Annotated in this window: 24 protein-coding genes and 3 pseudogenes; 10 read left to right on the top strand and 17 right to left on the bottom strand. The window is 53.7% G+C overall.

Annotated features, from left to right (window positions below; genetic code table 11):
- Positions 1 to 35: 35 nt before the first annotated feature.
- From L4G42_RS01970 to cynR, 4 genes are all read right to left on the bottom strand, one after another.
- Positions 36 to 947, bottom strand: a complete 912-nt coding sequence (locus L4G42_RS01970; RefSeq protein WP_237253704.1) for a LysR family transcriptional regulator — start codon at positions 945 to 947, stop codon at positions 36 to 38.
- Complete coding sequence (locus L4G42_RS01965; RefSeq protein ID WP_237260471.1) at positions 947 to 1,867, bottom strand: LysR family transcriptional regulator; 921 nt, start codon at positions 1,865 to 1,867, stop codon at positions 947 to 949. Before L4G42_RS01965 ends, L4G42_RS01970 begins: the two co-directional genes overlap by 1 nt.
- 172 nt (positions 1,868 to 2,039) lie before the next feature.
- Positions 2,040 to 2,504 carry a glutathione S-transferase family protein gene (locus tag L4G42_RS01960; RefSeq protein ID WP_272903790.1) on the bottom strand — a complete coding sequence of 155 codons (465 nt, stop codon included), beginning with the start codon at positions 2,502 to 2,504 and terminating at the stop codon, positions 2,040 to 2,042.
- A gap of 178 nt (positions 2,505 to 2,682) precedes the next feature.
- A complete protein-coding gene (cynR, locus tag L4G42_RS01955) occupies positions 2,683 to 3,561 on the bottom strand; it encodes a transcriptional regulator CynR (RefSeq protein WP_237253702.1) in 879 nt (292 codons plus the stop codon).
- A 49-nt stretch (positions 3,562 to 3,610) separates the two neighbouring features.
- Between cynR and L4G42_RS01950 the strand changes: the two genes are divergently transcribed.
- Together L4G42_RS01950 and L4G42_RS01945 are read left to right on the top strand one after the other, a co-directional pair.
- Positions 3,611 to 3,844 (top strand): hypothetical protein, encoded by a 234-nt coding sequence (locus L4G42_RS01950; RefSeq protein WP_237260469.1) that lies wholly within the window; start codon positions 3,611 to 3,613, stop codon positions 3,842 to 3,844.
- 93 nt (positions 3,845 to 3,937) lie between these two features.
- Entirely contained in the window at positions 3,938 to 4,867 is a 930-nt protein-coding gene (locus tag L4G42_RS01945) for an alpha/beta fold hydrolase (protein WP_237253700.1), read from the top strand.
- 70 nt (positions 4,868 to 4,937) lie between these two features.
- Here L4G42_RS01945 and L4G42_RS01940 read toward each other — a convergent pair.
- The 9 genes and pseudogenes from L4G42_RS01940 to L4G42_RS01900 all read right to left on the bottom strand — a co-directional run.
- Positions 4,938 to 5,131, bottom strand: a pseudogene (locus tag L4G42_RS01940) (aldehyde dehydrogenase family protein); the annotation flags it as partial.
- 75 nt (positions 5,132 to 5,206) lie between these two features.
- Positions 5,207 to 6,565 carry a glutathione-disulfide reductase gene (gene gorA, locus L4G42_RS01935; protein ID WP_237253699.1) on the bottom strand — a complete coding sequence of 453 codons (1,359 nt, stop codon included), beginning with the start codon at positions 6,563 to 6,565 and terminating at the stop codon, positions 5,207 to 5,209.
- 548 nt (positions 6,566 to 7,113) lie between these two features.
- A complete protein-coding gene (gene rclC, locus L4G42_RS01930; protein ID WP_237259138.1) occupies positions 7,114 to 7,725 on the bottom strand; it encodes a reactive chlorine resistance membrane protein RclC in 612 nt (203 codons plus the stop codon).
- Between the two features lie 48 nt (positions 7,726 to 7,773).
- A complete protein-coding gene (gene grxC / locus L4G42_RS01925; protein ID WP_272903815.1) occupies positions 7,774 to 8,013 on the bottom strand; it encodes a glutaredoxin 3 in 240 nt (79 codons plus the stop codon).
- Positions 8,014 to 8,056: 43 nt separating this feature from the next.
- Entirely contained in the window at positions 8,057 to 8,719 is a 663-nt protein-coding gene (locus tag L4G42_RS01920; RefSeq protein WP_237253696.1) for a carbonic anhydrase, read from the bottom strand.
- 39 nt (positions 8,720 to 8,758) lie between these two features.
- Positions 8,759 to 9,007, bottom strand: a complete 249-nt coding sequence (locus L4G42_RS01915) for a DUF2790 domain-containing protein (protein WP_237253695.1) — start codon at positions 9,005 to 9,007, stop codon at positions 8,759 to 8,761.
- A 105-nt stretch (positions 9,008 to 9,112) separates the two neighbouring features.
- Positions 9,113 to 9,580 carry a cyanase gene (gene cynS / locus L4G42_RS01910; RefSeq protein WP_237253694.1) on the bottom strand — a complete coding sequence of 156 codons (468 nt, stop codon included), beginning with the start codon at positions 9,578 to 9,580 and terminating at the stop codon, positions 9,113 to 9,115.
- Positions 9,581 to 10,331: 751 nt separating this feature from the next.
- Complete coding sequence (locus L4G42_RS01905) at positions 10,332 to 10,808, bottom strand: nuclear transport factor 2 family protein (RefSeq protein ID WP_237253693.1); 477 nt, start codon at positions 10,806 to 10,808, stop codon at positions 10,332 to 10,334.
- A 98-nt stretch (positions 10,809 to 10,906) separates the two neighbouring features.
- Positions 10,907 to 11,539, bottom strand: coding sequence for a carbonic anhydrase (locus tag L4G42_RS01900; RefSeq protein ID WP_237253692.1), 633 nt, complete (start codon positions 11,537 to 11,539; stop codon positions 10,907 to 10,909).
- A 438-nt stretch (positions 11,540 to 11,977) separates the two neighbouring features.
- Here L4G42_RS01900 and L4G42_RS01895 point away from each other — a divergent pair, with 438 nt between their 5' ends.
- Entirely contained in the window at positions 11,978 to 12,433 is a 456-nt protein-coding gene (locus tag L4G42_RS01895; protein ID WP_237253691.1) for a cupin domain-containing protein, read from the top strand.
- 545 nt (positions 12,434 to 12,978) lie between these two features.
- Here L4G42_RS01895 and L4G42_RS01890 read toward each other — a convergent pair.
- Positions 12,979 to 13,602: a glutathione S-transferase family protein gene (locus L4G42_RS01890; protein WP_237253690.1), complete on the bottom strand. Its 624-nt coding sequence runs from the start codon at positions 13,600 to 13,602 to the stop codon at positions 12,979 to 12,981.
- Between the two features lie 582 nt (positions 13,603 to 14,184).
- Here L4G42_RS01890 and L4G42_RS01885 point away from each other — a divergent pair.
- From L4G42_RS01885 to L4G42_RS01865, 5 genes and pseudogenes are all read left to right on the top strand, one after another.
- The gene (locus L4G42_RS01885) at positions 14,185 to 14,730 is read left to right on the top strand and encodes an isochorismatase family protein (RefSeq protein ID WP_237253689.1); all 546 of its coding nucleotides are present in this window, start codon (positions 14,185 to 14,187) and stop codon (positions 14,728 to 14,730) included.
- 30 nt (positions 14,731 to 14,760) lie between these two features.
- Complete coding sequence (locus L4G42_RS01880) at positions 14,761 to 15,441, top strand: glutathione S-transferase N-terminal domain-containing protein (protein ID WP_237253688.1); 681 nt, start codon at positions 14,761 to 14,763, stop codon at positions 15,439 to 15,441.
- Positions 15,442 to 15,643: 202 nt separating this feature from the next.
- A complete protein-coding gene (locus tag L4G42_RS01875; RefSeq protein ID WP_237253687.1) occupies positions 15,644 to 17,716 on the top strand; it encodes a 2Fe-2S iron-sulfur cluster-binding protein in 2,073 nt (690 codons plus the stop codon).
- 68 nt (positions 17,717 to 17,784) lie between these two features.
- Positions 17,785 to 17,958, top strand: a pseudogene (locus tag L4G42_RS01870) (glutathione S-transferase family protein); the annotation flags it as partial.
- Positions 17,959 to 18,084: 126 nt separating this feature from the next.
- On the top strand, positions 18,085 to 18,867 hold the full coding sequence (locus L4G42_RS01865; RefSeq protein WP_237253686.1) for a sulfite exporter TauE/SafE family protein: 783 nt from the start codon (positions 18,085 to 18,087) through the stop codon (positions 18,865 to 18,867).
- A 326-nt stretch (positions 18,868 to 19,193) separates the two neighbouring features.
- On the opposite strand, the pseudogene L4G42_RS01860 reads toward L4G42_RS01865, so the two are convergent.
- Positions 19,194 to 19,514, bottom strand: a pseudogene (locus L4G42_RS01860) (MerR family DNA-binding transcriptional regulator); the annotation flags it as partial.
- The gene (locus L4G42_RS01855) at positions 19,477 to 21,708 is read right to left on the bottom strand and encodes a heavy metal translocating P-type ATPase (protein WP_237260544.1); all 2,232 of its coding nucleotides are present in this window, start codon (positions 21,706 to 21,708) and stop codon (positions 19,477 to 19,479) included. The pseudogene L4G42_RS01860 and the gene L4G42_RS01855, both read right to left, overlap by 38 nt.
- Before the next feature lie 510 nt (positions 21,709 to 22,218).
- On the opposite strand from L4G42_RS01855, the gene L4G42_RS01850 reads away from it, so the two are divergent.
- Together L4G42_RS01850 and L4G42_RS01845 are read left to right on the top strand one after the other, a co-directional pair.
- Complete coding sequence (locus L4G42_RS01850; RefSeq protein ID WP_336885875.1) at positions 22,219 to 22,500, top strand: heavy-metal-associated domain-containing protein; 282 nt, start codon at positions 22,219 to 22,221, stop codon at positions 22,498 to 22,500.
- A gap of 189 nt (positions 22,501 to 22,689) precedes the next feature.
- Positions 22,690 to 23,361: a class I SAM-dependent methyltransferase gene (locus L4G42_RS01845; RefSeq protein ID WP_237254028.1), complete on the top strand. Its 672-nt coding sequence runs from the start codon at positions 22,690 to 22,692 to the stop codon at positions 23,359 to 23,361.
- A 56-nt stretch (positions 23,362 to 23,417) separates the two neighbouring features.
- Here L4G42_RS01845 and L4G42_RS01840 read toward each other — a convergent pair whose 3' ends face one another.
- Entirely contained in the window at positions 23,418 to 23,648 is a 231-nt protein-coding gene (locus tag L4G42_RS01840) for a DUF6555 family protein (protein ID WP_237254029.1), read from the bottom strand.
- Between the last annotated feature and the right edge of the window lie 264 nt (positions 23,649 to 23,912).

Raw genomic sequence — 23,912 nt, 5'->3', positions numbered from 1 at the left:
GGATCCACGCCCGCTCTAACGGTGGGATGCATCACTCAAAGAGCATCCGGCCGCATGGCTGGATGCTCACGAAGGCCTTCAACGATGAAATCGACAAAACTTCGTACTCGCATCGATGCCCTGCGGCGTTCGCGGTAGACAACGTGAACGGGTAACGCAGGTAGTTCATATGGCTGCAATACTCGTTGCAAACGTCCAGTCATCAGGTAGTCGTACAACGGATAACTTAAGCAGCGCGTCAAACCTGCCCCATTTGCGGTTGCATCAACTGCGGCCTGGACCGTTGCGCAGCTCAGTCGAGAGCGTGCTTTGACGCTGGTGGGAAATCCTTGCTTTTGAAAGTCCCACTGAACGATGTCACGAAATGCCTGTGTCGCTACCAGTCTGTGATTTCTTATGTCCTCTGGAGCAGTCGGCTCACCGTGCGCTGAAAGATACGCCGGACTGCCACACACAAATGAGCGAACGAATCCTACCGGCCGAGCAATCAATGATGAGTTGGGTAGATGACCAACTAATACCGCTACGTCCAAGCCTTCCTCATTCATGTTGGGAAAGCGATCATGATAGTGAGCAAAGACGTTCACTTCCGGATACGCGTCCATGTAATTCGCGAGCAATGGCGTCATAACATATCGGCTGAACAGTAGCGGCAGTAAGACCACCAGATTTCCTTGCGCTTTTACGTGAAGTCCTCTCGCAGACGCTTCAGCATCCTCAATCTCCTTCAAAATACGCGAGCAGTCTGCCATGAACGCTGATCCAGCCAGCGTCAAGACGACACCCTGGGTGCTCCGCTGTAACAGCCGTACTCCGAGACGTGTCTCCAGGCGTGCAATGGCACGTACGACTGTCGGTCCCGATACGGCAAGTCGGCGTGCGGCCGACGCTAGGCTCGGGCGCTCCGAAAGCGCTTCGAACATCACCATCTCGTGATAGCGATCCATCAGAGAGTACTCTGGCTATCGGGTTGAAGTGCGGCATTACTCCCCAACTGCTCGACGAGGAAATCAACGAACGTCCGGATTTTTGCAGGAACTCGGTTGCTCTTTTGATACACAATCTGGATTGGAAGGGGCGGTGGCTCATAGTCGCGGAGGACGAGTTCCAGCTTACCGGCGTCGACATGATTGGCGACCTGGTAGGATAAAACCCGCGTTATTCCCCACCCTAGAGACGCAATGTTGATCGCAGCCTGATTCGCCGTGACCACCAGGCGCGGTTGAAAGCGAAAGCTGAGATCGTTGCCCTGATTTACAAATTGCCAGTCGCTAAGGAGGTGGCTCGCAGAGGACATAACAATCCGCGCCGTGCTCAGCTCACCCGGGTGGCCTGGGCGGCCGTTTCGCTCAAAATAGGAGGGTGCCCAGCATATCACCTGTCGAACTTCTCCGACCTTGATGGCATTGAGGCTGCTTTCGTGCAAATGGCCAATCCGGATCGCTACGTCAATTCCCTCATCTGCCATGCTCACGACACGGTCTACCAATAACGCGTTAAGGTGTACGGAGGGAAATTGATCCAGGTACGAGGCCAGTAGCGGGGCAATATATAACTCGCCGAACAAGACTGATGCCGTCACGGTCAGGTGCCCGCAGGGGATTGAGTAACTCCCTGCGGCGGCCTCTTCAGCTTCATCCACCTCGCCAAGTATCCGGCGACAATCCTCCAGATAGCGCTGGCCCGCCTCCGTCAGGTGCAGGCTTCGAGTAGTCCTCGCCAATAACTGAGTGCCGATTCGCTCCTCCATGGCGGCGATCACACGTGTCACGCTAGGCGGCGAAATATTCAAGCGGCGGGCAGCAGCGGCGAAACCCTCTTCATCCGCCACAGCCGTAAATATCTGCATTTCCTGGAAGCGATCCATAGGCGACTCTGTCTCGTAGGTATGACTGTGATTATCTGGTAAAGGCTTGGTTGAGGATGGCGTCAGATCTCAAAACCAGCAGTAACACCTCGTGAAAAAAGGTCAGAAAGATCAATGCACGGCCTCCCTCTGATAGCGGCGCAACAACCAGAAGCCGATGCCACCGGACGTGTTAATAGCTCGGGGCGCACCCATGGGTGTAGCTGCTCTTACTGGGGTGGAGCTTTACGACATGGGGTAGGGACCCGATAGCTGAAAGCCAGGTCCGGATAAGGCAAGGTTCATTCTTTAATGCAGGCATATCAACTATGTACGAAACGGACGAGCACGCTGGCACGTCTGCGATTGTTGGTTCATCTTCGGCCAGGTACCTGCTGGCAGACAACCATCTGCCGTCCCCATATTTGGCCGCTAGATCATTCAAAATAGCATTCGAAACGGCGAGTATAGTTTCGCCGTCATCAATCACTGGACTTTGCCCCAGGCTGCACCGCGCGGGGAGTTCCGAGAGGTTCTCCCCGGACCGCTTCATCGAAACCAACTCTGCTTGCAAGCCAAGGAGCGACAGCGGCAACTCAATCCGATAGGAGTCATGGCGAATGGATGGGCGATAGACCTTGATTGCGTGCTTGGACATCCGGACCCCGATCATTGTTGGAATTAGACCCGTTGCGCGTAGATCATCGCCCGATCTCGTAGGTACCGGAATCGCCAATTTTCACAATCCAGCATTGCTTCCAGCGAAACAATCCTGATCAGTCAGAAGCGTACGCCTACCCACGGGGAGTGCGGAGGTGATGTTCGGTCCTGACTAGCTAGTGTCTGATTCCCAACGCTAAGTCCATAAAGGCCACTGAGGCAGCGCTATGGTAATTATTTTTGCGTCTTAGCACCGACGCTCCGCGTTGCGGGGCTTGGTTCTCAATTGCGAGTGTCGTTAACGCGCGGTCCTGGGTTGCAATCGGCTCCGGCAGAATGGTTGCAATCGGGGTGTGCCGGACCACTTCGAGTAACGTATTTACTGAATTCACCTCAACCACGACCTTGGGAGTTATGCCTGTTTGAGAAAAAAACTCGTCAATACTGATTCTAGTGGCGAAATCCGGTGTCAATAATGCAAAGTCCAGCTGCGCTACTTGCGCACGGGTCAAAGGGATGTCGCAGTCGTGCAACGGATGGTCCCGGCCCACCATCAGCCCCAATGTTTCAACAAATGCTGGAATAGACTCGATGTCGGCGTTCCTCACCTTATCAAAGGCGATTGCGATATCAAGTGAGTCATCCGCCAATCCGATCTCAATGTCGCCCATCGACAGCTCGAAGATCTGTAAATGAATGTTCGGAAACCGTGCGGAATAGTCCCGAACAAGCGGCCCGACCAAATACGCCATGAAGGTCGGTGTCATCGCTAAGCGCAAGGTGCCTCGCGACAGGTCTTTTACATCGTGAAGCGCGCGCTTGCCCGCCGCCAGCTCCACAAGAACCCGCCGCGCGCACTCGATATACGCCATGCCTGCATCGGTCGGCTTAACGGTACGAGATGTACGGTCAAAAAGGGCCACACCCAGCATGTCTTCTAATTGCCGAATCTGTTGCGAAAGCGTCGGTTGGGATACGTGAAGCACTTCGGCCGCGCGCGTGAAGCCTCCATTGTCGGCGACGGCCAGCAGATAGCGCAGGTGTCGTAGCAGCATGGGTAATCACCAAAGGGAATAGGGCAGGTCGATTGAGTGTATATCGGACTTGAGCGTAGTCACTGCTTCCGATTTATACGACGGCGACGGCGACGGCGACGGCGACAGCGACAGCGACAGCGACAGCGACATCGACAGCGACGGCGACAGCGACGGCGACATCGACCTAAGACCGCGTCAGGAGCACGATCCGAGGCAGCCCTCGCTGCGCTGGAGCTCACGCGCGACGCTCGGATTATTCTGCGAAATGAAACAGCGCATTGTTACGATTAGTCATTCCTGACATCACCCAAGGGGTCGACACTTCGTTTAGGCGCGCCTGCGCTTCAGTACATCCAGACGCTCAGCTTTCGTGCAACCATTTGGAGTGGTGACAATGACGCTTTCCAAGTTTTTCGTGTTATCCATGCTCCCGCTGATGTTAGCTCTCGGTACTGCCCGAGCCGAACCACCAAGAATGTCCTATCACCAAGTGATAGTTGATGGAGTAAATATTGCTTATCGAGAGATTGGCGACGTCAATGCTCCAGCCATCTTGTTACTGCACGGGGTCCCTAGCTCATCCAGAATGTACGATGGCCTGATGCGACGTCTGGGCGACCGTTTTCACATGATTGCACCTGACTACCCAGGCTTCGGAAATAGCGACGCTCCTACGCCCGAGCAGTTTGTTTACACGTTCGATCATTACGCAACGCTCATCGGACACTTCACTGATGTTGTTGGCTTAAAGCGCTACGTCCTGTTTATGCAAGACTACGGTGCCCCAGTGGGTATGCGTCTCGCGATAGCAAGGCCTGGTGCAGTAACCGCGATGGTTTTCCAAAATGGAAATGTGTACGCCGACGGCCTTGGAAAGGTGTGGGAGACTCGCAAAGCCTACTGGGCTGATCGTAATGCCTACGAAGCCAGGTTACAGGCTGCGCATCTGTCTATGGAGGTAACGCGCCAGCGCCATATCGGAAGTGATCCGGATGTAGGCGCCTACAATCCGGATCTATGGCAGGACGAAGTTGCGTTTCTCAATCGTCCAGGCGAAGGGCCAATCCAGATGGCTCTGATTTACGACTATCGAACAAACCTGGACGCCTACCCTGCGTGGCAGAAGTGGCTGCGCGAACATCGTCTTCCTACTCTGGTGATTTGGGGAAAGCATGACTTGGCGTTCACGGTCGAAGGGGCTCAAGCCTTTAGGAGGGATTTGCCAGACGCAGAGATCGACATCCTCGACGGTGGCCATTTTGTGATGGACACAAGACTGGACGAGGTTGCTAGTCTGACATGCACGTTTCTGGACCGTCAGTGACGCCCGTTCAGTATCGACTTATGCCCAGGCCGGCAGAACTGGCCCGGGCATCGCATCACTATCGTTTCACTGACTCGTTGCGTTTGGTGGAAACGGCAGCTGCCAGTTGATCAGTCACCGGTATCAGTAATAAGTCCCTGTCACCGGATTCACAAGCAAGTGGTCACCTGGTTCAAAGCGCGCCGCCAGATCGGGGCTGACCAGCGTGACCCGATTGCCAGCAAATGGGATGGGTGTGCCAGCGACCAGATGTTCGAGCGCCAGAGACGTGAGGCAGTTTCACCATGGAAAAAGCGGCCGGAAAATCTTAAGGAACCACCCCTCACCGTCATCGATTAGTTATCTTCTCACCGGCGTACGCAAGGTCACGAACTCTTCCGCAGAGGTCGGATGTACACCAATTGTCTCGTCGAACAGGCGCTTGGTGGCGCCGGCCTTCAGAGCGATTGCCAAGCCCTGAATGATGTCTCCAGCGTCGGGACCCACCATATGTGCCCCCAGCACCCTATCGCTTTCAGCGTCCACGACCAGCTTCATCAAGGTCTTTTCGGACGATTCGGTGAGGGTCAGTTTCATCGGCCGGAAACGGCTTTCGTAAACTACCACCTTATGTCCTTCCGCCACCGCCTGCTCTTCGGTCAGCCCTACGGTGCCGATGCTTGGCTGGCTGAAAACGGCTGTCGGAATATGCCGATAGTCCACGGGGCGATACTGTTCGGGTTTGAACAGACGACGCGCGACCGCCATGCCTTCTGCCGTTGCAACCGGCGTCAGCTGAACACCGCCAATCACATCGCCCAGTGCCAGGATGGACGGTTCGCGTGTTTCAAATCCCTCGTTGACTGAAATGTAGCCTGCTTCATTGAGTTCGACGAGGGTGTTTTCCAGCCCCAGATTGTCGAGCATTGGGCGGCGGCCGGTGGCGTAGAAAATACTGTCGGTTTCCAGTTGGCGACCATCTTTGAGTGTCGCGAGCAGGCTGCCGTCTGGCTGTTTGACGATCAGCTCGATGTCGGTATTGAAGTCCAAGTGAAGACCGCGCTTCGTCAGTTCTTCGGCCAGGTGCGTGCGCACCGATTGATCGAAACCTCGCAGGAACATTTCACCGCGATACAGCAGTCGTGTGTCGGCGCCCAAGCCGTTGAAAATACCGGCGAACTCAACGGCGATATAACCGCCTCCCACGACCAACACTCGTTTGGGCAACTGCTTTAGGAAAAAGGCTTCATTGGAAGTTATCGCGTGCTCACGTCCCGGAATATCCGGAATCTGTGGCCAGCCGCCGGTGGCAATCAAAATTCGCTCGGCGCTAAAGCACTGGCCATTGATGGCCACATGATGAGCATCGGTAAGCCGCGCGTGACCTTCGAACAGGGAGACGCCACTGCTAATCAGCAACTTGCGGTAGAGGCCGTTGAGCCTTTCGATCTCACGGTTTTTGTTGGCAATCAATGTCTCCCAGTCGAATTGTGGTTTGCTGGCGGTCCACCCAAATCCTTGCGCCTGTTCGAAATCTTCAGCGAAGTGGGCGCCGTAAACGAGCAGTTTTTTTGGAACACACCCAACGTTTACGCAGGTGCCGCCCAGGTAGCGGCTTTCCGCAACGGCGACTTTGGCACCGAAACCAGCTGCGAACCGTGCCGCACGTACGCCGCCTGAGCCTGCGCCAATAACGAACAAATCAAAGTCGTAAGTCATTTAATTTCTCTAATAAAAAGTGTGGCAGTCTGGGGACCACTAAACGGGTTTAAATGAAACGATCAGCTTCACCGCTTGCAGGACCGATGTGATTGATGCTGTGTGCCAGACACTTCTAAATTCCTTATGAACGTCGAGCGCTGGAGCGGTCCTGTGATTTTCTATGTACTGAGCCCCCATCATTTGGGGTAGCAGAAACCCGCTTTCATACTCACTCATGCTGACAATTGGCTCGGAGGTGCCACGATCGTCGCAACAAAAAGTAGTGTCGAACATCTCGGAATCCTTAATAAATTAACAAGACTGCAAGACGCGGTGCAGTTCTTAATCTCTGCGATCAAGTCTCAACCTAGCGGAACGTTTGTAGAATGAGCAAAGCCGTTACGACTCAATTGCGCTAAGTGAAACAATCCCGTCGAGGCTTAAGAATTCCCCGTCCGGCCGTGGGCGTGGGCATCGCTACGCATCGACTGCTCAGATACCGAGCGTAGGGGCCAGGGGTGGTTGCTGCCTGCATGAGTTCATCGCCACGGGAGACGGTTGGTTGGTTAAACAGGCTCCTTTTCATAAGGGAGGGTGGCTTGGTCTCGTTGCAGCAGCTGCCGGGCGGAATCAGCCATCATCACCACCGCCCCAGCTAGCATGAGCACATCTTTAAGGACGAGCCGTCCGCCTCCGGACAGAAACGGCACGCCAAACTGGGCATCTCCAATATTCGAGACCCATGCCTCTGGCGTTGTGATCAAGAATGACAGCGTGACCAGGGGCGTCAGGAAAGCCAATATGGATCCGACCATGCCTAAGCGGCGCGAAAATACATAGGAAAGGACCATTAGGCCGATCAAAATTTCTACAGTACCGAGCCCGTCCGAAAATGAGTAGGTATGGTTCTGCGTCTGCCATTCACGTTTTACAGGGTCCAGCTGTCCCTCATGCGTGAGGTGCTCTTTATATTCGCCGGGGCTTTTATAAAAAAACGACATGACAGGGCTGTTAGCCACAAAGGGGGTAATACTATCTGCCTCGTAGGGGAAAAACTTGAGAGCCCCAATCCAGATAAAGATAATGGCTACCCCGACACGTAGTAAGTGAATGCCGACATCATCGAGCTGACTGATGCCTTCCAGCACCTTCCGGACTAAAGTTGGAGTAGTTGTCATGATTAATGTCTCTGTTTCGAAGATTGATAATCTGTGAAAATCAGTTTTTCAAAGAGGAGCGAGCTTTTCGAATAGTTCGCCGTTACTTTCAATCTGAGCCAAATCATCGTATCCACCGATATGCTGGTCCCCGAAATAAATTTGGGGAACGGTGCGACGGCCGCTTCGATTGATCATCTCTGTTCGCCGTTCAGTGGACTGCACATCGATTTCTATAAATCGGATGTTTTTGCTCCTGAACAGCTCCCGTGCAGCACGACAGTAGGGACAGGTGCTCGTGGTATACATCGTAATTTCTTGCACGGTGTTTACTCTTTAAATAACAGTTGTCTTAAGCTGCTGCTTTACCGTGGCGAGCATGAACAGCGCAGGTGGTCGGATGCTTGGCCAGCGACTTGAAGGTGCGATTATCGGAGTCCAGGGCGTCGATCGAACCGGTCTCGATGTCGTAAACCCAGCCGTGCAGATTCAGCAAGCCTTTGTCTTGAGCCAGGCGCACGCTGGGGTGGGTCTGGATGTTCGCCAGCTGGGCGATCACGTTCTCGCGCACCATTGCGCTGACTTTTGCCGCTTCGCTGGCATGAGGCCGAGATTCGTTGATGACCTTCGCCGACTCGGCGTGTTCCAACCATCCAGCAACAGCGGGCAGGTGATTCATGCAGGTGCACTTGGCCACGGCAGTCATGGCACCGCAGTCGGAGTGTCCGCAGATGACGATGTCGGTGACGCCCAGCACGGCGACGGCGTACTCGACCGTTGCCGAAACGCCGCCCGGGTGGGGGCTGTAGGAGGGCACGATGTTGCCCGCGTTGCGGATCACAAACAGCTCGCCGGGTTCTTGCTGGGTCAACAGTTCCGGCACGACGCGGCTGTCAGAACACGTGATGAACAGCGTACCGGGGTGTTGCGTTGTAGCCAGGTGCTTGAACAAGTCAGAGCGCTGGGGAAAGGCGTCTTTCTGAAATTTTAAGAAACCATCAATGAGTGCTTTCATGAGGTGCTCCTGCAAATAGTGATTGAAGGTGAGTGGCTATTAGTTAGTGCAACCGCCGCCGAGTACGTCGTATTCCAGCACGTGGATTGCACCGCTCGAATCCTTGTACGTCATCTGCACCGGGGTGGGCGCGCAGACATTGGCAGCTGGAGTAACGTTCACAACGTGCGCGATATCCAGGTGCATGCCGTAGTTGTAATGCACCACGTCCGGAGTTGGAGTAACTTCCTGCGCATAAACCGACACGGACGTCATCAGGGCCAAGGCGAGAAACAGAAAATTTTTCATGGGGAGATCCTCCAGTTAAATGTGGTGATTCGTTAAAAACGCATATAAGGTGGGTGAAGCAGGCCCGCAGTTGTTGCGGGCCGAATTACCGTTCCGGTTGCAACCTTAGAAAGGACGCAGTGGGAGGAACTTGCCATCGAGGGTAATTACTGCGCGGTGGCCGCCTTCAGGGTCTTCAACTTTCTTCATGTCGAGCTTGAAGTTGATTGCGCTGATGATGCCGTCGCCGAATTGTTCATGAACCAGGGCTTTCAGAGTGGTGCCGTAGATCTGGATCATCTCGTAGAAACGGTAGATGGTCGGATCGGTCGGGACGCCGGCCAGGCTGCCGCGCAGCGGGATGATTTGCAGGCGGGCGACGGAGTCAGCGTCCAGGTCCAGCTTTTCACCGATGACTTTGGCGGCGTTTGCGGGCAGTGGCTGTTGACCGAGCAGGGCAGCGGTGACGTAGGCCAAGCCAAGACCGGTGCCGTCAGTCAGGTCCTGGAAGGACAGGTTCTTGCGCTGCTTGGCGTCGAGGATCTGGGCGGTCAGGGCCAGGCTGGTGTCGTTGTAAGCGTGAGACTGTGTCATGGTGTTTTTCCTATCGGGTTGGTGTGGATGGTGTTGCTGGTTGATGTTGCTGGTGTGAAGCAATCATCTGCCGATCTCTCGATAGCGTCCAAGACCGATAAGCAATCCTGCGTATTGGCCCAGCCTATGGATCTGTTCAGATAGCTAATACCGAAGGGGTAGGGGGAACTGACGGTGAGTTTTGAGCGACACCAGGCATCAACATTGCCAAAGCCGGCTATCGAGGTATTCATACAGAGTCAGGTGATGACTAAGCGGGTTCATCAATGTTCACCCAAAACTTCGTTCTGCGCGGTTATTGGTTGATCTGGGATCCGCTACAGTCACGCTTGCGCCAATGGAGCGCTGTGAGCCTGTGACGTCACGGCATTGCCAGGTAGTTGATAGATTCTGAATAGAGCTGTCTTAGACGAAAGGTCCGCGTCGCGCATTCGGACTGGCCCGTAACTCCTTATAGGGCGGTCAATGCAGGGGGCGGAAGTCAGGGAGCGCCTACAGGGAATATCTTTGTAACGCCCCAGGTACGGTCATTCCCGCTGGATGACTGAGAGGTATGAACCTGCTTCGCTTCGATCAGAACCCAAGCATTGCACTTCGTCCGAGACCGAGAATCAATGTAACTTACAGGTCATACCTATAGATTTAACCGCAACGTCGTAGCCGCTGTCGAAGGTCTGGTCCACCAGTCTCCCTCTTGCCACAAGTTAGCCGCGTGACCCCCATTATAAAGGCCATGGGCGGTCACAGCTTCCTATAAACCAAGTTCGCTGAGTCCAGGGTGATCATCGGGGCGGCGTCCCAACGGCCACCGAAATTTACGCTCAGACTCTTTGATGGGCATGTCGTTAATGCAGGCAAATCTGTGCGCCATTAACCCGTCTTCCGCGAACTCCCAATTCTCATTGCCGTACGAGCGGTACCAGTTTCCCGAGTCATCATGCCATTCGTAGGCATAGCGCACGGCAATCCTGTTGTCCGTAAATGCCCACAGCTCTTTAATGAGCCGATATTCAAGTTCCTTGTTCCACTTTCTTGTCAGGAAAGCTGCTGCTTCAGCCCGGTTCTGCGCAAAATCAACGCGATTACGCCATTTAGTTTCGGGGGTATAAGCCAGGCTGACTTTCTCAGCATCGCGACTGTTCCAACCGTCTTCGGCAAGCCGAACTTTTAGCGTCGCTGATTCACGATCAAATGGTGGGAGAGGAGGACGGGTGCTAGGTTCAGCCATGATCGTTGCTCCGAGTGTATATTGATATCAGGCGTCTTAGAACAATGCAGACTGCCGCAAGCTTTACAATACAGATGGCAAATGGTGTCCTCTACTGGCTATGCTTTGGTTTCGGGGAACTCCACCAGCGACACGAACTGATTGACAGCACCGTTAAGTGCATCTATCGATCCGGTTTCTATGTCGTATACCCATCCATGCAGATTTAGTTTATTTTGCTCAAGCGCTAATCTTACGCTCGGGTGGGTTTTCAAATTGGCCAGTTGCGCAATGACATTCTCTCGCACCATGGATGAAACGCGGTCTTTGTCTGACGCATGAACCCTACTGGCGTTTATGACTTTCGCGGATTCCGCATAACTCATCCATGCGGATACAGCAGGAAGATGATTCAATGACTTCCCGCTTGACACGGCTGTCATTGCTCCACAATCCGAATGGCCGCAAATAACAATGTCGGTCACTCCCAAGACGGCGACTGCATATTCGACGGTTGCAGTCACCCCGCCCGGTTGGGGGCCGTACGACGGCACGATATTGCCAGCGTTGCGAATGACGAACAACTCTCCAGGCTCTTGCTGAGTCAGCATTTCGGGTATAACCCTACTGTCGGAGCAGGTGATAAATAGAGTTTGTGGGGTCTGGGTGGTAGCGAGGTATTTGAATAAATCTGTTCGTTGAGGAAAGACCTCTTTTTGAAACTTAATGAAGCCTTCTATTAGTGCTTTCATCTCTTTCTCCGGCGCCAGTGGACACTTTCTGAATGAGATTAATTCTAATGCGGTTTTTCGTCAAATAGTGAAAAACATCAAGTTCGCGCTCGGATATGAATAAACAGCATAAGCGCGTTTCCGCATTTCTGCTACTGCTTACACCCTTCAAAGGAGTGAGGTTGTTTTCTGGAATAATACCCTCTCGTCAAAGGGTATTGTTGATTGATTTGGCAAATTCCTTAAATGCCTAGTTCACCTGAGGTGCCGGCGTTTAGGGGGTGTCGGATTCGAGTCGTTGGCACTATGCCGACGTGTTGTATCTCAGCGTATCAATGCGTGGTCAAGTGACAGAAGCGTACAAATAAGCATGTGAAAGGAATCTGCCAGATACACATCAGCCTTTTAATTTGGGGGCTGCAAAACACTCGAAATCAACGACGATGGCAGGATCAAAAAATGCGTTATTCAAATGTCAAAACCAAGCCGACGATTGTGATCGCGCTAGCCCTGTTAGGGTTTGCAGGCGTGTCATACGGTCTGGACGCGAAGGTGCGTACCGAAGTCTCCGGTGCGTCATCTCAGACCTGGCAAACGGGTTTACACCGGACAGATTTGGTGAAAAGAGATCTGAATGTCTCAAACCCTGAGGTGATTCAAGTCAGGGTTGATTTCGACGCAGGAGTTGCAGCACCAAAGCATTCCCATCCGGGTGTCGAAGTCGCTTATGTAATTAGTGGCACGTTCGAATATCAGCTGGAAGGGCAGCCGCCTGTTACGCTTCACCCAGGTGACTCTTTGTATATTCCGGCGGGTACACCGCATATCGCTACCAACGTCGGTCTCACCACGGGTGCCGAATTGGCTACCTATATTGTGGACAAAAGCAGTCCGCTTGTGAAATTGGAGAAATAGACGGTAATGGTTGTGCGCGCTCAGAGATCGGTCGCGTCGGCACTTTGGCCTCACCTTGAGATCACTGCGCAATGGAAAATCGAATACGCAGGGATGCTTTTACCGATTGATAGTTTGCATTCGCAGGTTAGGCCGACCTGAACTGCGACCAGTCGCGGTACGTTCAAAGACCCTGTTGAGGACCCCTTCTTTAGACGCGCCGGTCGGGGCGCCGTAGGCTTGAATAGTCTCAGCGGGCCTTGCGATGGTGACGTCTTGACTGCTGCTCACCTTCGGCTCCTCGAATCGCGGGTTGAAAGGGGGGACCGCTGCTTTACCGTCTCTAAAGCTCACTCGTAAAGGTAACGACCTCAATTCAAACATGCTTGGAACTGGGGAGCGCTTCTCGCTGTACGAGGTCCACTGGACCATCAAAATTCGCAACTCTGGTAGGCACACCTTTTTTGTCGATTGATGCCAACGCCCGTCTCAGCGATGTCTACTCCGATCACTCGTCAGGTGTGACCGGAGGGTTAAACACGGTCCGTTTACAGGACATCGCTCCCCTACTGCGGAGGAGTGGTCTTGAAGCTCGGAAGGGACTGAATGCTCGCCCACCAGGTTTCGAACCCGGTTACAGCAAAAACCTCATCCGCGTCTGGAGTCATGGCCAAATATGCACAGGCAGGCGCCAGGTATAAGTCACCAACTGACAGGGACTTCCCTGCAATGTAGGGGTCGCTTCCTTTGAGCTTCATAATTTCGGTGAGCACCAGCTTCGAGCCCTGAATGCCCTTGAGCCTTGACTCGTCATTTTGCCCGCCGATGAAGTCGGGAAACAGATAGTACCCAAACACTGACGCCATCGAACCGTACCCATATGAGTCATATATCGCCTGGGCCATATTGGCACGAGCGCGATCGCGTGCGTTGTCGGGCGTCAGCGAAACGCCAGGAAGGACCTCATCAAGGTAGGCCATGATGGCGCTGGTTTCTATCACTCTAAATCCGTCGTGCTCGATGACCGGCACCTTTCCGAATGCGTGGCGTACGAGGTGGTCAGGATGATGCGGCTCGCCCTTCATCACATTAATCTGCAACTGGTCGAACTCGGCATTCTTTTCTTTGAGAAGCATTTTCACAGTGCGCACGTACGGGCTGCCGTCAAAACCATAGAGGGTAAGGCTCATCACGATTGCTCCAATTTGAGGACATTTATCGGCGCGACAGGATCATGATTATTGCAGTATTTGTTATGACCAAGCGCCAGACGCGTTAGTACTTAACTTGTCTAAACCTGTCCGCAAAGAAATGCACGGGGCTCCACGATTTGAGCATCACCGACATTGGCCCCGTGATCTGTAGTGCGGTTCAGTTAGCAAGTTTCACCAATGTAGACCAAGACTCGGCGACGAGGGGCGCAATGTGAAAGTACGTTCGACTGAGGACGGATACGGAAAGGAAATGGCAAGTAGGTTACCTCTTTTAAATCAATGGGTTGTGGCTGTTGGATCCAAACAGTGGGTTTATTGTTCCGTGCTGCAAATTTAAGTGCTGCATTTCCTGTTGATTCTCCACGACTTGGATGAGGCCGAGACTTGTTGCTGAACTGATGCTCAGAGCAGGGTGGGCATAGCGGTAAAACATTCCGATATGCCCGATCTGTTTAAGTGGTGCAGTCAGCCTGACGGTCGCAATTAATGTCTGTGGGTCCAGAACGCAGCCTTCTCCCACCTTGTAGAGCTTGCACCCATTCATCTTTAGGTAGCCATATGACACACACAGCACTGATTGTTGTTGATATCCAGAACGACTATTTTTCGGGCGGTAAATGGGAACTCAATGCCGTCGATTCTGCGGCAGACAATGCCGCTAGGGTGATTAAGGGAGCACGTGATCGAGGGGATCTCGTCATTCATGTCCGCCACGAAACTCTGGCTCCAAATGCACCCTTCTTTGTTCCGGATTCACACGGCGCACAGCTACACGACAAGGTTCGCGCAATCGACGAGGAAGTTGTAATTGTTAAGCACTTCATGAACCCGTATCGTGAAACGCAGCTGAGTGAATTGCTGCACCGGCATGGTGTTCATCAGGTTGTGGTCGTCGGCAACATGAGCCACATGTGCATCGATGCTGTGACGCGCGCTTCGGTAGATTTCGGCTTTTCAGCGATTGTTATTCACGACGCCTGTGCCACTCATGACCTTGAATTCAATAACGTAAAAGTTCCCGCTGCGCTAGTACATGCCGCATTCATGGCCGCATTGAGATTTGGTTACGCGACGGTTTTGAGCGCTGACGAGTATCTACTGTAGTTTCTTATCTTTGCTTATGAGGAGCTCCCGATGACGACGTTATGCGGTACGGTAGATTATTATTACTGGCCTACTCCCAATGGCCAGAAAGTTGCTATCTTTCTAGAAGAGACAGGCCAGCCTTACATCGCGCACCCGGTGAACATAAGCAAGGGAGAACAATTCAGTCTTGCGTTTACCCGAATCTCGCCGAATCAGCGTATTCCTGCACTGGTCGATAGTGAGGCGGACGTGTCTCTATTCGAATCGGGCGCGATACTTCTATACCTTGCGCAGCGATACGGTCAATTTATCCCCCTTGATAACAAGGGGGCGGCGGGCGTCACGCAGTGGCTTTTTTGGCAAGCGGCGAACTTAGGGCCAATACTGGGGCAGACCGTTTATTTTCTGAATTATGCTCCGGAGCAGGTGCCTCTTCCGATAGAGCGATTCACCAAAGAAACTCAGCGCCTTTACGGGGTGCTGGAGCAACAGCTGGCTGACCACCCGTATGTAGCAGGGGAGTACTCCATCGCCGACATGGCAATCTTTCCCTGGGTGCTGCAACACGATAAACAGGGAATGGTGCTTGACGAGTACCCAAACGTGGCGGCGTGGCTGAGGAAAATCAGCGAACGTCCAGCCGTAGTTCGAGCTTATGTGAAGGGTGAGGAGATGCGCCCTTCCAATCAAACCGATGAGGACAGAAAGAAGCTATACACGCTTGGTTAAGGTTCGCCGCCCGCCTGCTAGAGCCTGGTAGGCGGCTTCGGATTCCGCCCGTGGGTGGTTTCCATGGCTCATGAATCGCGGATGGACCCGCAACAAAGCTGCCGTTAGTGAGCTTAAATTATGTTTACCTTGGTAGGAATGCTATCGCCGCGCGGCTCCATTTGAGCCCATTGCACCTATTTACGGATACGTAGAGGTGGTCATGAATCAGAGAAATGAACCAGAGGAATCAATTTGGCATGCAGGTGAGCGCCATTTGCAGCAGAGCGTTGGCGTGGCGCAGCAAATGGAAGAGTTTGGCCGCAGGGTAGTTCGTGATCATATGCCCGATCAGCACCGCTTGTTCTACAGTCAGCTGCCTTACCTGGTGCTGGGTGCCGTGGATGAGCACGGTACACCCTGGGCTACTTTAATCGAGGGGCCTCCTGGGTTCATTCATTCTCCATCCCCCCGGGTACTAGAACTCAACCAGTTGCCAGCGCAAGGTGATCCGGTAAGAGAAGCTCTTATCCCAGGTGCGGGAGTGGCCCTGTTGGGAATAGATCTAAAAACCCGAAGACGCAACCGTATGAATGGCCACTTAAGCGCAGTGACTGCCGACGGTTTTTCCGTCTTCGTTGAGCATGCGTTTGGCAATTGTCCGCAATATATTCAGCTCCGTTCTGTCGATCCGGTTAGACCAGGACGCCCGTCGCTTGGCTCCGAGCCAGAGCATCTCACCGACCTTGATGAAGCGGCGAGCGCGTTCATTACCCAATCGGATACCTTTTTTGTAGCTAGCTACCTGGACAGGGACGGCGACGCTTCCAAGCGCTCTGTCGATGTGTCCCATCGGGGAGGAAAACCTGGCTTCGTTAAGGTCAGAGGTAATGTCCTGACAATTCCGGATTTCGCCGGCAATCTGCACTTCAACACGTTGGGCAATTTTCTACTCAACCCTCGGGCTGGCCTGCTATTCATTGATTTTCAAACCGGCGATGTGCTTCATGTGGTCGGCCATGTCACGGTCATTCTTGAAGGGCCGGAGATCCCCGCATTTCAGGGGGCTGAACGACTCTGGACGTTGACGGTCGACCGCGTTGTGAGGCGTGCCGCAGTTCTCTCGTTGCGTTGGCACTTTGACGGTTTTTCACCCAATAGCCTCATGACTGGCAATTGGGAACAAGCGGCGGGTCGTTTGCAGGCCGACGCTTTGCGAAATGAATGGCGCCAGTTCCGCGTGACTCGCCTAGTCGACGAGAGCAGCACTATCCGCTCCTTCTACCTTGAACCAGCCGACAGTGCCGGCTTGCCTCGCTTTGAGGCTGGCCAGCATTTACCAGTGCGAGTCTGCACCGCTGAAGGCAACACCCCAGTCGTCAGAACGTACAGTTTGTCGAGTGCGCCCTCTGACAGTTTTTTTAGAATCAGCGTAAAGCGCGATGGGGTCATATCTTCTCACCTCCACGACCGCATTCAAGTTGGAGATGTGATCGATGCTCGCGCACCTCAGGGGCGTTTCACGATTCAGCCGGATGAACATCGACCGCTGGTTCTGATTGCTGCGGGTGTTGGGGTGACACCAATGCTCTCAATGCTCCGGGAGGTAATCTACCAAGGTGAACGCATCCGCAGAACCAGGCCGACGTGGTTCATTCAGAGTGCACGAAGCCTGGCAGAACTGGGATTCCGTGACGAGTTATACGAATTAGCGACTCGCGCCAAGGACAACGTTCGCGCGCTGCGTTTGCTAAGTCAGCCGGAGAAGCATGCTCGGGAAGGTAAAGATTTTGAGCTGGCCGGTCGCGTAGATCTGGAGCTACTTAAAGCGTTGCTGCCATTGGACGATTACGATTTTTACCTTTGTGGTCCCGGTGCGTTTACTCAAGCTTTGTACGATGGATTACGTGATTTGCGCATCGGTGATGATCGTATCCATGCAGAAACCTTTGGCCCTTCGACCCTAATCCGTCAACGAGACCATTTGACCCCAGCAGTGGAGCAGGTGCCTGCGGCGACTAATCCCGTCAGAGTACTTTTTTCAGCTTCCGCCAAAGAGGCGCGTTGGGAGCCGGGAGGAGGAAGTTTATTGGAGCTGGCGGAGAGTCGTGGGCTAAGCCCGGACTTCAGTTGTCGGGGAGGATCCTGCGGGACATGCCGCACTCGACTAGTCAGTGGGCAGGTTCATTACTCGAATCTTCCAGCAGAAATGCCGGCTGGAGGAGAAGTTTTGATTTGCTGTGCTGTGCCCGCACACCCTAACGAGGGCGATGCTCCGTTGGTGCTGGATTTATGATCAGAAGGTATTTCGACCTCCTCAAACCGCTAGCGGTGGGTTGAGGACTTTCTCCAGTCTGACCTCGCGGGGATAAGCCGATGATCGCTGATGTCGCCGCCTACACTTATTTGTCTCACGCTCCTGAGGGCAACGTCGCACTCACGGGGTACGCACGAGTTAATTCTTGGCTCAGCAGCATTGAGTCTTTGCCAGGTGTCGTAGGTATGCAACGCACTGCTAAAGGCCTTCAAGAGGCTTAAGTTCAGGGTCATCAAGTCATCAAGTCATCAGGTCGCCAAGAGGCCGAGAAAAAATATCTCGGTGACGTTATCAACCCGGCGACCTTAGTTTAAAAAACTATCACTAGCTTGCGTTCGGAGGATTTCATGGACTTTTTGCTTTATCTGGCTCTCGGCGGGTGCGCGGGCGTGCTGGCAGGGCTTTTTGGCGTCGGCGGCGGCCTCATCATTGTCCCTGTCCTCGTTTTTAGTTTCACGTTGCAGGGATTTGACAGCGCGGTGCTTACCCATCTGGCGGTCGGTACTTCTCTAGCCACCATCATATTCACAACGATTCTTTCTGTGCGGGCCCATCATCGTGCAGGGGCTGTGAGATGGTTAATATTTGGTTGGATGACAGTGGGCATTTTGGTCGGGGCTGTAATGGGTTCAGTGACCGCAAGTCTTATTGCGGGTCCCACCCTTCAAAAGATAATCGGGGTATTTGCCATCGTGATGGCTGTCAAAATGGCCCTTGATTACAAGCCCAAAGTTAGCCGAGACATACCTGGGAAAAGCGGATTGGCCATGGCTGGAGTAATTATTGGCTGGGCGTCCGCTATTTTTGGCATAGGCGGGGGTTCGCTGACAGTACCTTTTCTGACGTGGCGTGGCTTGACGATCCAACAGGCTGTCGCAACATCGGCAGCTTGCGGGTTTCCAACTGCGGTCGTCGGAACGATCAGTTTCATGATGCTCGGCTGGCAGGATCCTTTATTGCCCGAACACAGCTTGGGTTTCATCTATCTGCCTGCATTGGTCGGCATCGCAATTACCAGCATGTCATTCGCACCATTCGGCGCGAAGCTTGCGCATAGACTTTCTCCGAAAAAATTGAAATTGTCGTTCGCAGTGATGCTGGTCGTCGTCGGTATCAGTTTTTTGGCTTGAAATGTGCAAGTTACAACTATGTTTCGAGTGAAGCGATTGATGGATGATGCGCAAGATCTGGCTTACCTCAAAACACTACGCAATGGAGGGTGCGTGATCTCATGCGCGCTAACGATAGTGGATGCAGAATCATGAAAACATTTCCAGCTATTGTGAGGTTACCCTCAGGCATCTACGATATTTTTTAGGCGTTAGCGGTTCTTCAGAAACTTGCAGATTTAAAGTTACCGTCAGCGATTTGGTTCATGTGCAGGCTTCATTTTCAATGGCTGAACCTCAACAGGTAGGGCCGGTGTTGCATGACGAAGCGTGACATCTCGTCATGGCGTATCCCGAAGACCTGTCATCCCTGTCATCCCTGTGATCTTCTGATCCAGTTCCAGAATGTGTTTGTGAGCGAGCGCTTTAACTTCGGCGCTAGCACGCCCTTGATCTTGCCAAAGGGTCAGCAACTTTCCGGCTTCTTCCAGCGAAAACCCCAAGTCCCTTGAGCGCTCAATGAACGCAAGCGTGTGAAGCTCACTGGACCTGTAGATCCGATAACCGCTGTCGGTTCGTGTCGCCGCTTTGAGCAACCCGATCGACTCGTAGTAGCGAATCATTTTAGCGCTAAGGCCGCTCTTCTTTGCTGCTTGCCCGATGTTCATCGCGAGTCTCCAGGAACTTCGGTTTCCAAGTCTTTAACAGCAGCGCGTTGCTCACGACACTAACGCTAGAGAGTGCCATGGCCGCACCTGCTATTACTGGATTGAGTAACCCGAAAGCGGCGAGTGGAATACCGATGAGATTGTATACAAAGGCCCAAAAGAGGTTTTGGCGAATTTTCGAGTAGGTCCTTCGACTGATATCCAGCGCTGCGGGAATCAGTCTCGGGTCACCGCGCATCAGGGTAATACCCGCGGCATGCATAGCAATGTCGGTCCCACCACCCATGGCGATCCCGATGTCGGCCGCAGCGAGGGCAGGGGCATCATTAATGCCATCGCCCACCATCGCAACCACGCCAGTTTTTTTCAGTGTTACAACAGTGGCTGCTTTATCAGCAGGCAACACCTCGGCGTGCACATCATCAATGCCCAGTGCGTCAGCGACAATTCTGGCACTCCCTCGATTGTCCCCCGTCAGCAGATGACTACTGATATGTCTTGCACTCAACTGCTCTATGGCCTGCTCAGCACCCGGTTTGAGCGTATCTCCAAAGGCGAAGAGACCGATCACTTTTGGTTGTGGGCGCAACTCAATTAGCCAAGACAGCGTGCGTCCCTCTGCTTCCCAATTGTGAGCGCTAGCCGCAAGGTCGTCTGATGCTAGATCGCTTTCCTCAAGCATACGACGATTACCAAGCGCCAGGTCGCGACCTTTTACGGTACCTGCGATGCCACGTCCCGCCAGGGAACGGCTGTTGCGCACGTCTTCCAACTTCAACCCGCGCTCGCTAGTGACATCCAGCACAGCTTTTGCCAACGGATGTTCGCTGCCCCGTTGCAACGCACCTGCCAATTGAAGCAGTGAGTTCTCATCGCCCTCCAGGGCGGCCATGTAAGCAATCCGTGGCGTGCCGGACGTAAGCGTTCCTGTTTTGTCAAAGACCACAGCAGTGACCTCGTGCGCGCGTTCTAACACTTCGGCATCCTTGATCAGGATCCCGTAGCGCGCAGCGACTCCCGTCCCGGCCATAATCGCCGTCGGTGTCGCCAGTCCCAACGCGCACGGACAAGCAATGACCAACACAGCAACGGCGTTAATCAGTGCTGCTTCGACCGAAGCGCCTGCCATAAGCCAGCCCACGAGCGTTGCAACAGCGATTAGCAGTACTACAGGGACAAACACCTGGCTGACCTTGTCGACAAGTTTTTGAATAGGCGCTTTGGCAGACTGTGCATCCTCCACAAGGCGAATGATGCGCGCGAGTACCGTCTCTGTCCCTAGCGCCTGAGTACTAACTAGCAGAACACCCTCGCCATTGATTGCGCCTCCGGTAACTTTGTCGCCCGGCTGTTTAGGCACCGGCAGGCTCTCTCCGCTGATCAGAGCTTCGTCTGCGTGGCTCTGACCTTCAATAACTTCGCCATCGACAGGGAAGCGCTCGCCGGGTTTCACAAGTACCCGATCACCGATCTGCAACGCGCTGATAGCCACATCGAATTCTTGTCCGTCGATAACTTGAATAGCACGCTCAGGACGCAATGCTTCCAGAGCCCGTATTGCGCTAGCGGTCTGGCGCTTGGCGCTGCTCTCCAGGTATTTGCCAAGTAACACCAGAGCGATGACCACCGCCGATGCTTCGAAATACAAATGCGGCATCGTTCCGGGTGTTGCCGTTAGCCACTGATAGACGCTTAGTCCGTAACCGGCACTCGTACCCAACGCCACCAGAAGATCCATGTTACCGGCACCCGCCCGCACTGCTTTCCATGCAGCAACATAGAATCGGGCTCCGAGGAAAAACTGCACAGGCGTAGCCACAAGAAATTGCAGCCATGCAGGTAGCATCCAATGCACGCCGAAGGGTTGTAGCAGCATTGGCAACACCAAGGGCAGCGCCAGCACAATGGCCAAAATAAGGTGCCAGCGTTCAGTGTCGTGGCGCCTTAGCTGGTCGGCTTGCTGGGCGGAGGGATCTTCAACAAGGCTCGCGCTATAACCCGCCTTGTCGATGGCAGAAACTAGCGAAGCTGGGTCAACGTCACCTATTACCTCAATATGTGCTCGTTCGTTTGCCAGATTAACCGTGGCTACGCTTACGCCGGGTACTTTGCGCAGGGCGCGCTCGACGCGGCCTACGCAGCTGGCGCACGTCATGCCGGAAATGGGTAAATCGAAGGTGTTGGAATTGTGCATCATGGGCACTCCTGGAAATTCATTCCAGCAAGGATCAACCTTGCCACTTTGGCAAGGTCAAGCGTTCGTGGCATGAGTATTCTGGAGAGCTTCAAAACATATGCCGTAATATGATCTGCCAGTCCTGTCTGTGATCCGTGATAACAACCACTCTTCCTTTCGTAGGCCCGTGATGCCACACAAGTGCCGTCTGCCAATAACGATAGCCACGGTCTGAGCCTGTTGCCCGGCACGGGCTTAGGTATCTGGTCTCATTTCGTCCGGTTGTTATTTCGATCATTGCGCGGCATGAACGGCAGCCACATTAAAACGTTTCGATTATTTCAGATGGACGTTAGTGGCCGAGGGTATTACCAGACGTCGATATGTTTTCAGCGAAAGGCGTAATGCCGATGCTAACGGGAAGGGCAAAGGGATTCAGTGGCGTCGCTATCAAACCGATCCCTCCTGACCTTCCCATAGAGGGAACCTCGAGCGTCGTGTCACCAGGAGTTCTCCACCCATCAGAAGATTTATCCCGTACAAGCATTCAACGTTCAAGGCATGCCTTGTGGTCACTGCATTCGCGGTCTGACCACTGCTATTCATGCTGAAGCTTCCAAGGCCGATGTCCACATCGACCCTGCGACCGGAAGATTGGAGGTGCGGACTACATTGAAAGCGGCGCAAGTGATCGCGCTCGTTCGAGAAGAGGGGTATCAGGCGGAATCGGCTATGAAGAGTGGGCATTTTTCGCAAACAGACTCGGTTCAATCGATTCTCATCGTGAGAGAAAACGAAAACACTTCCTGACCAAGCGCTTTGGCTGGTTAGGTTAAAGATAGGTCAAGTCAGCGCGGAGCGATTCAGGCACCGCGCAAACGTACCCGGCACTTTACTTTTCACACCCCCCCTATACTCTCGATCTCACGCCCACTCGCAGTACGAGATCTCCATCCCCCATCCCTCAGCCCTCCATCCTTCCAGCCAGTCAGAGAAGCCATGATCACCATCCAAGAGCTCAACGATTTCATCAGCAACCCGGAACTCAATGACTCGATCGCTCAGATCTGGACGTTGATCGGCAAGCATTTCGAGCAGGCGCAGGGCACATTGCCGGCTGAGCGAGCGATGCCGCGCAAGGAGTTGTCGTTTCACGATCATGTGCGGTTACTGGGTTACTTGGCTCTTCTGGTCGAAGGCATCCCAGGTGATGTGGTCGAGATTGGTGTCTGGAAGGGCAAGTCGCTGGTGCTGATGAATGAAGTCTGCAACCGCGAGCGCCGCATTATCGGGATTGACCCGTTTGAGCTGCCCAATCAGTTTGAAGAGTTCAGCTATTACCAGGAAAACCTGTTCTCGAACGCCTTGGTGCTGAGGGGCTATTCGGAGTTGTGTGCCGAGCGCTTCTACAACCTGTCGCCGAAGGTGGCGCTGTTGCACATTGATGGCGGCCACGCAGGGCGCAATGTGTTGCTTGATTTCCTGCTGTACTCGCCCAGCGTCGTACCGGGTGGGTTTATCGTGTTCGACGACTACGGGGACTTTCAGCACTCACCGGAGGTAGGCCCGGCGGTCGATTTGCTTCGCGCGACTGGCTATTTCAAAGGCTTCAACGTGATTGGGTGTGTGCATGGCTTTGAGGCGAGCTATGTGATTCAGCGAGCGGGATAACGCCAACCGCCTCAGTAAAAAAAGGCAGCGGGCGGATCGTCCTGGAGGACAAGCAATCAGGCCCATTCCGCCCAACGCACCGCCGTCAATCCATACCGCCGGCCATGGGCGATCAGCGCCGTCAGCTCTTCCCGGGTCTTGGATAGATTGTGCAGTACGCCGACGCCCGCGTGCAGGCAGGCGTAGTACCAGGCATCGGCTTCGTTCAGCGCTGAATCGGGTTGGAGGAATACTCGGTGCTCGCCCAGAAAGCGGTAGTGGATGCGAAATGTGCGCTGGCCTGACATTAATATCTCCGGTTTGATATCAATGTGACTGCAATGGCTCATCGCCAGTTCAATGTGTAAGGCATTTCTTATCTTGAGCCAGGGTGACTACGGTCCAAATGCCATTGCTCAAAACGGGCAACCCGCGTGACCGTCGTTTTCACTGTGACCCGTCATGCCGTTTCAGTTCCTGATACAGGGCCATTTCCTGACTGGTACGACGACTTCAGGCCATCATTTCGCAATCGATGGGCGACAAAATGTCGCAATCGTTTTCAGGCGAGT

Source organism: Pseudomonas petrae (genome assembly GCF_021728295.1).
Taxonomy (GTDB): domain Bacteria; phylum Pseudomonadota; class Gammaproteobacteria; order Pseudomonadales; family Pseudomonadaceae; genus Aquipseudomonas; species Aquipseudomonas petrae.
The sequence above is the reverse complement of the archived record's forward strand: the minus strand, read 5'-3'. Positions and strand labels throughout refer to the sequence as shown.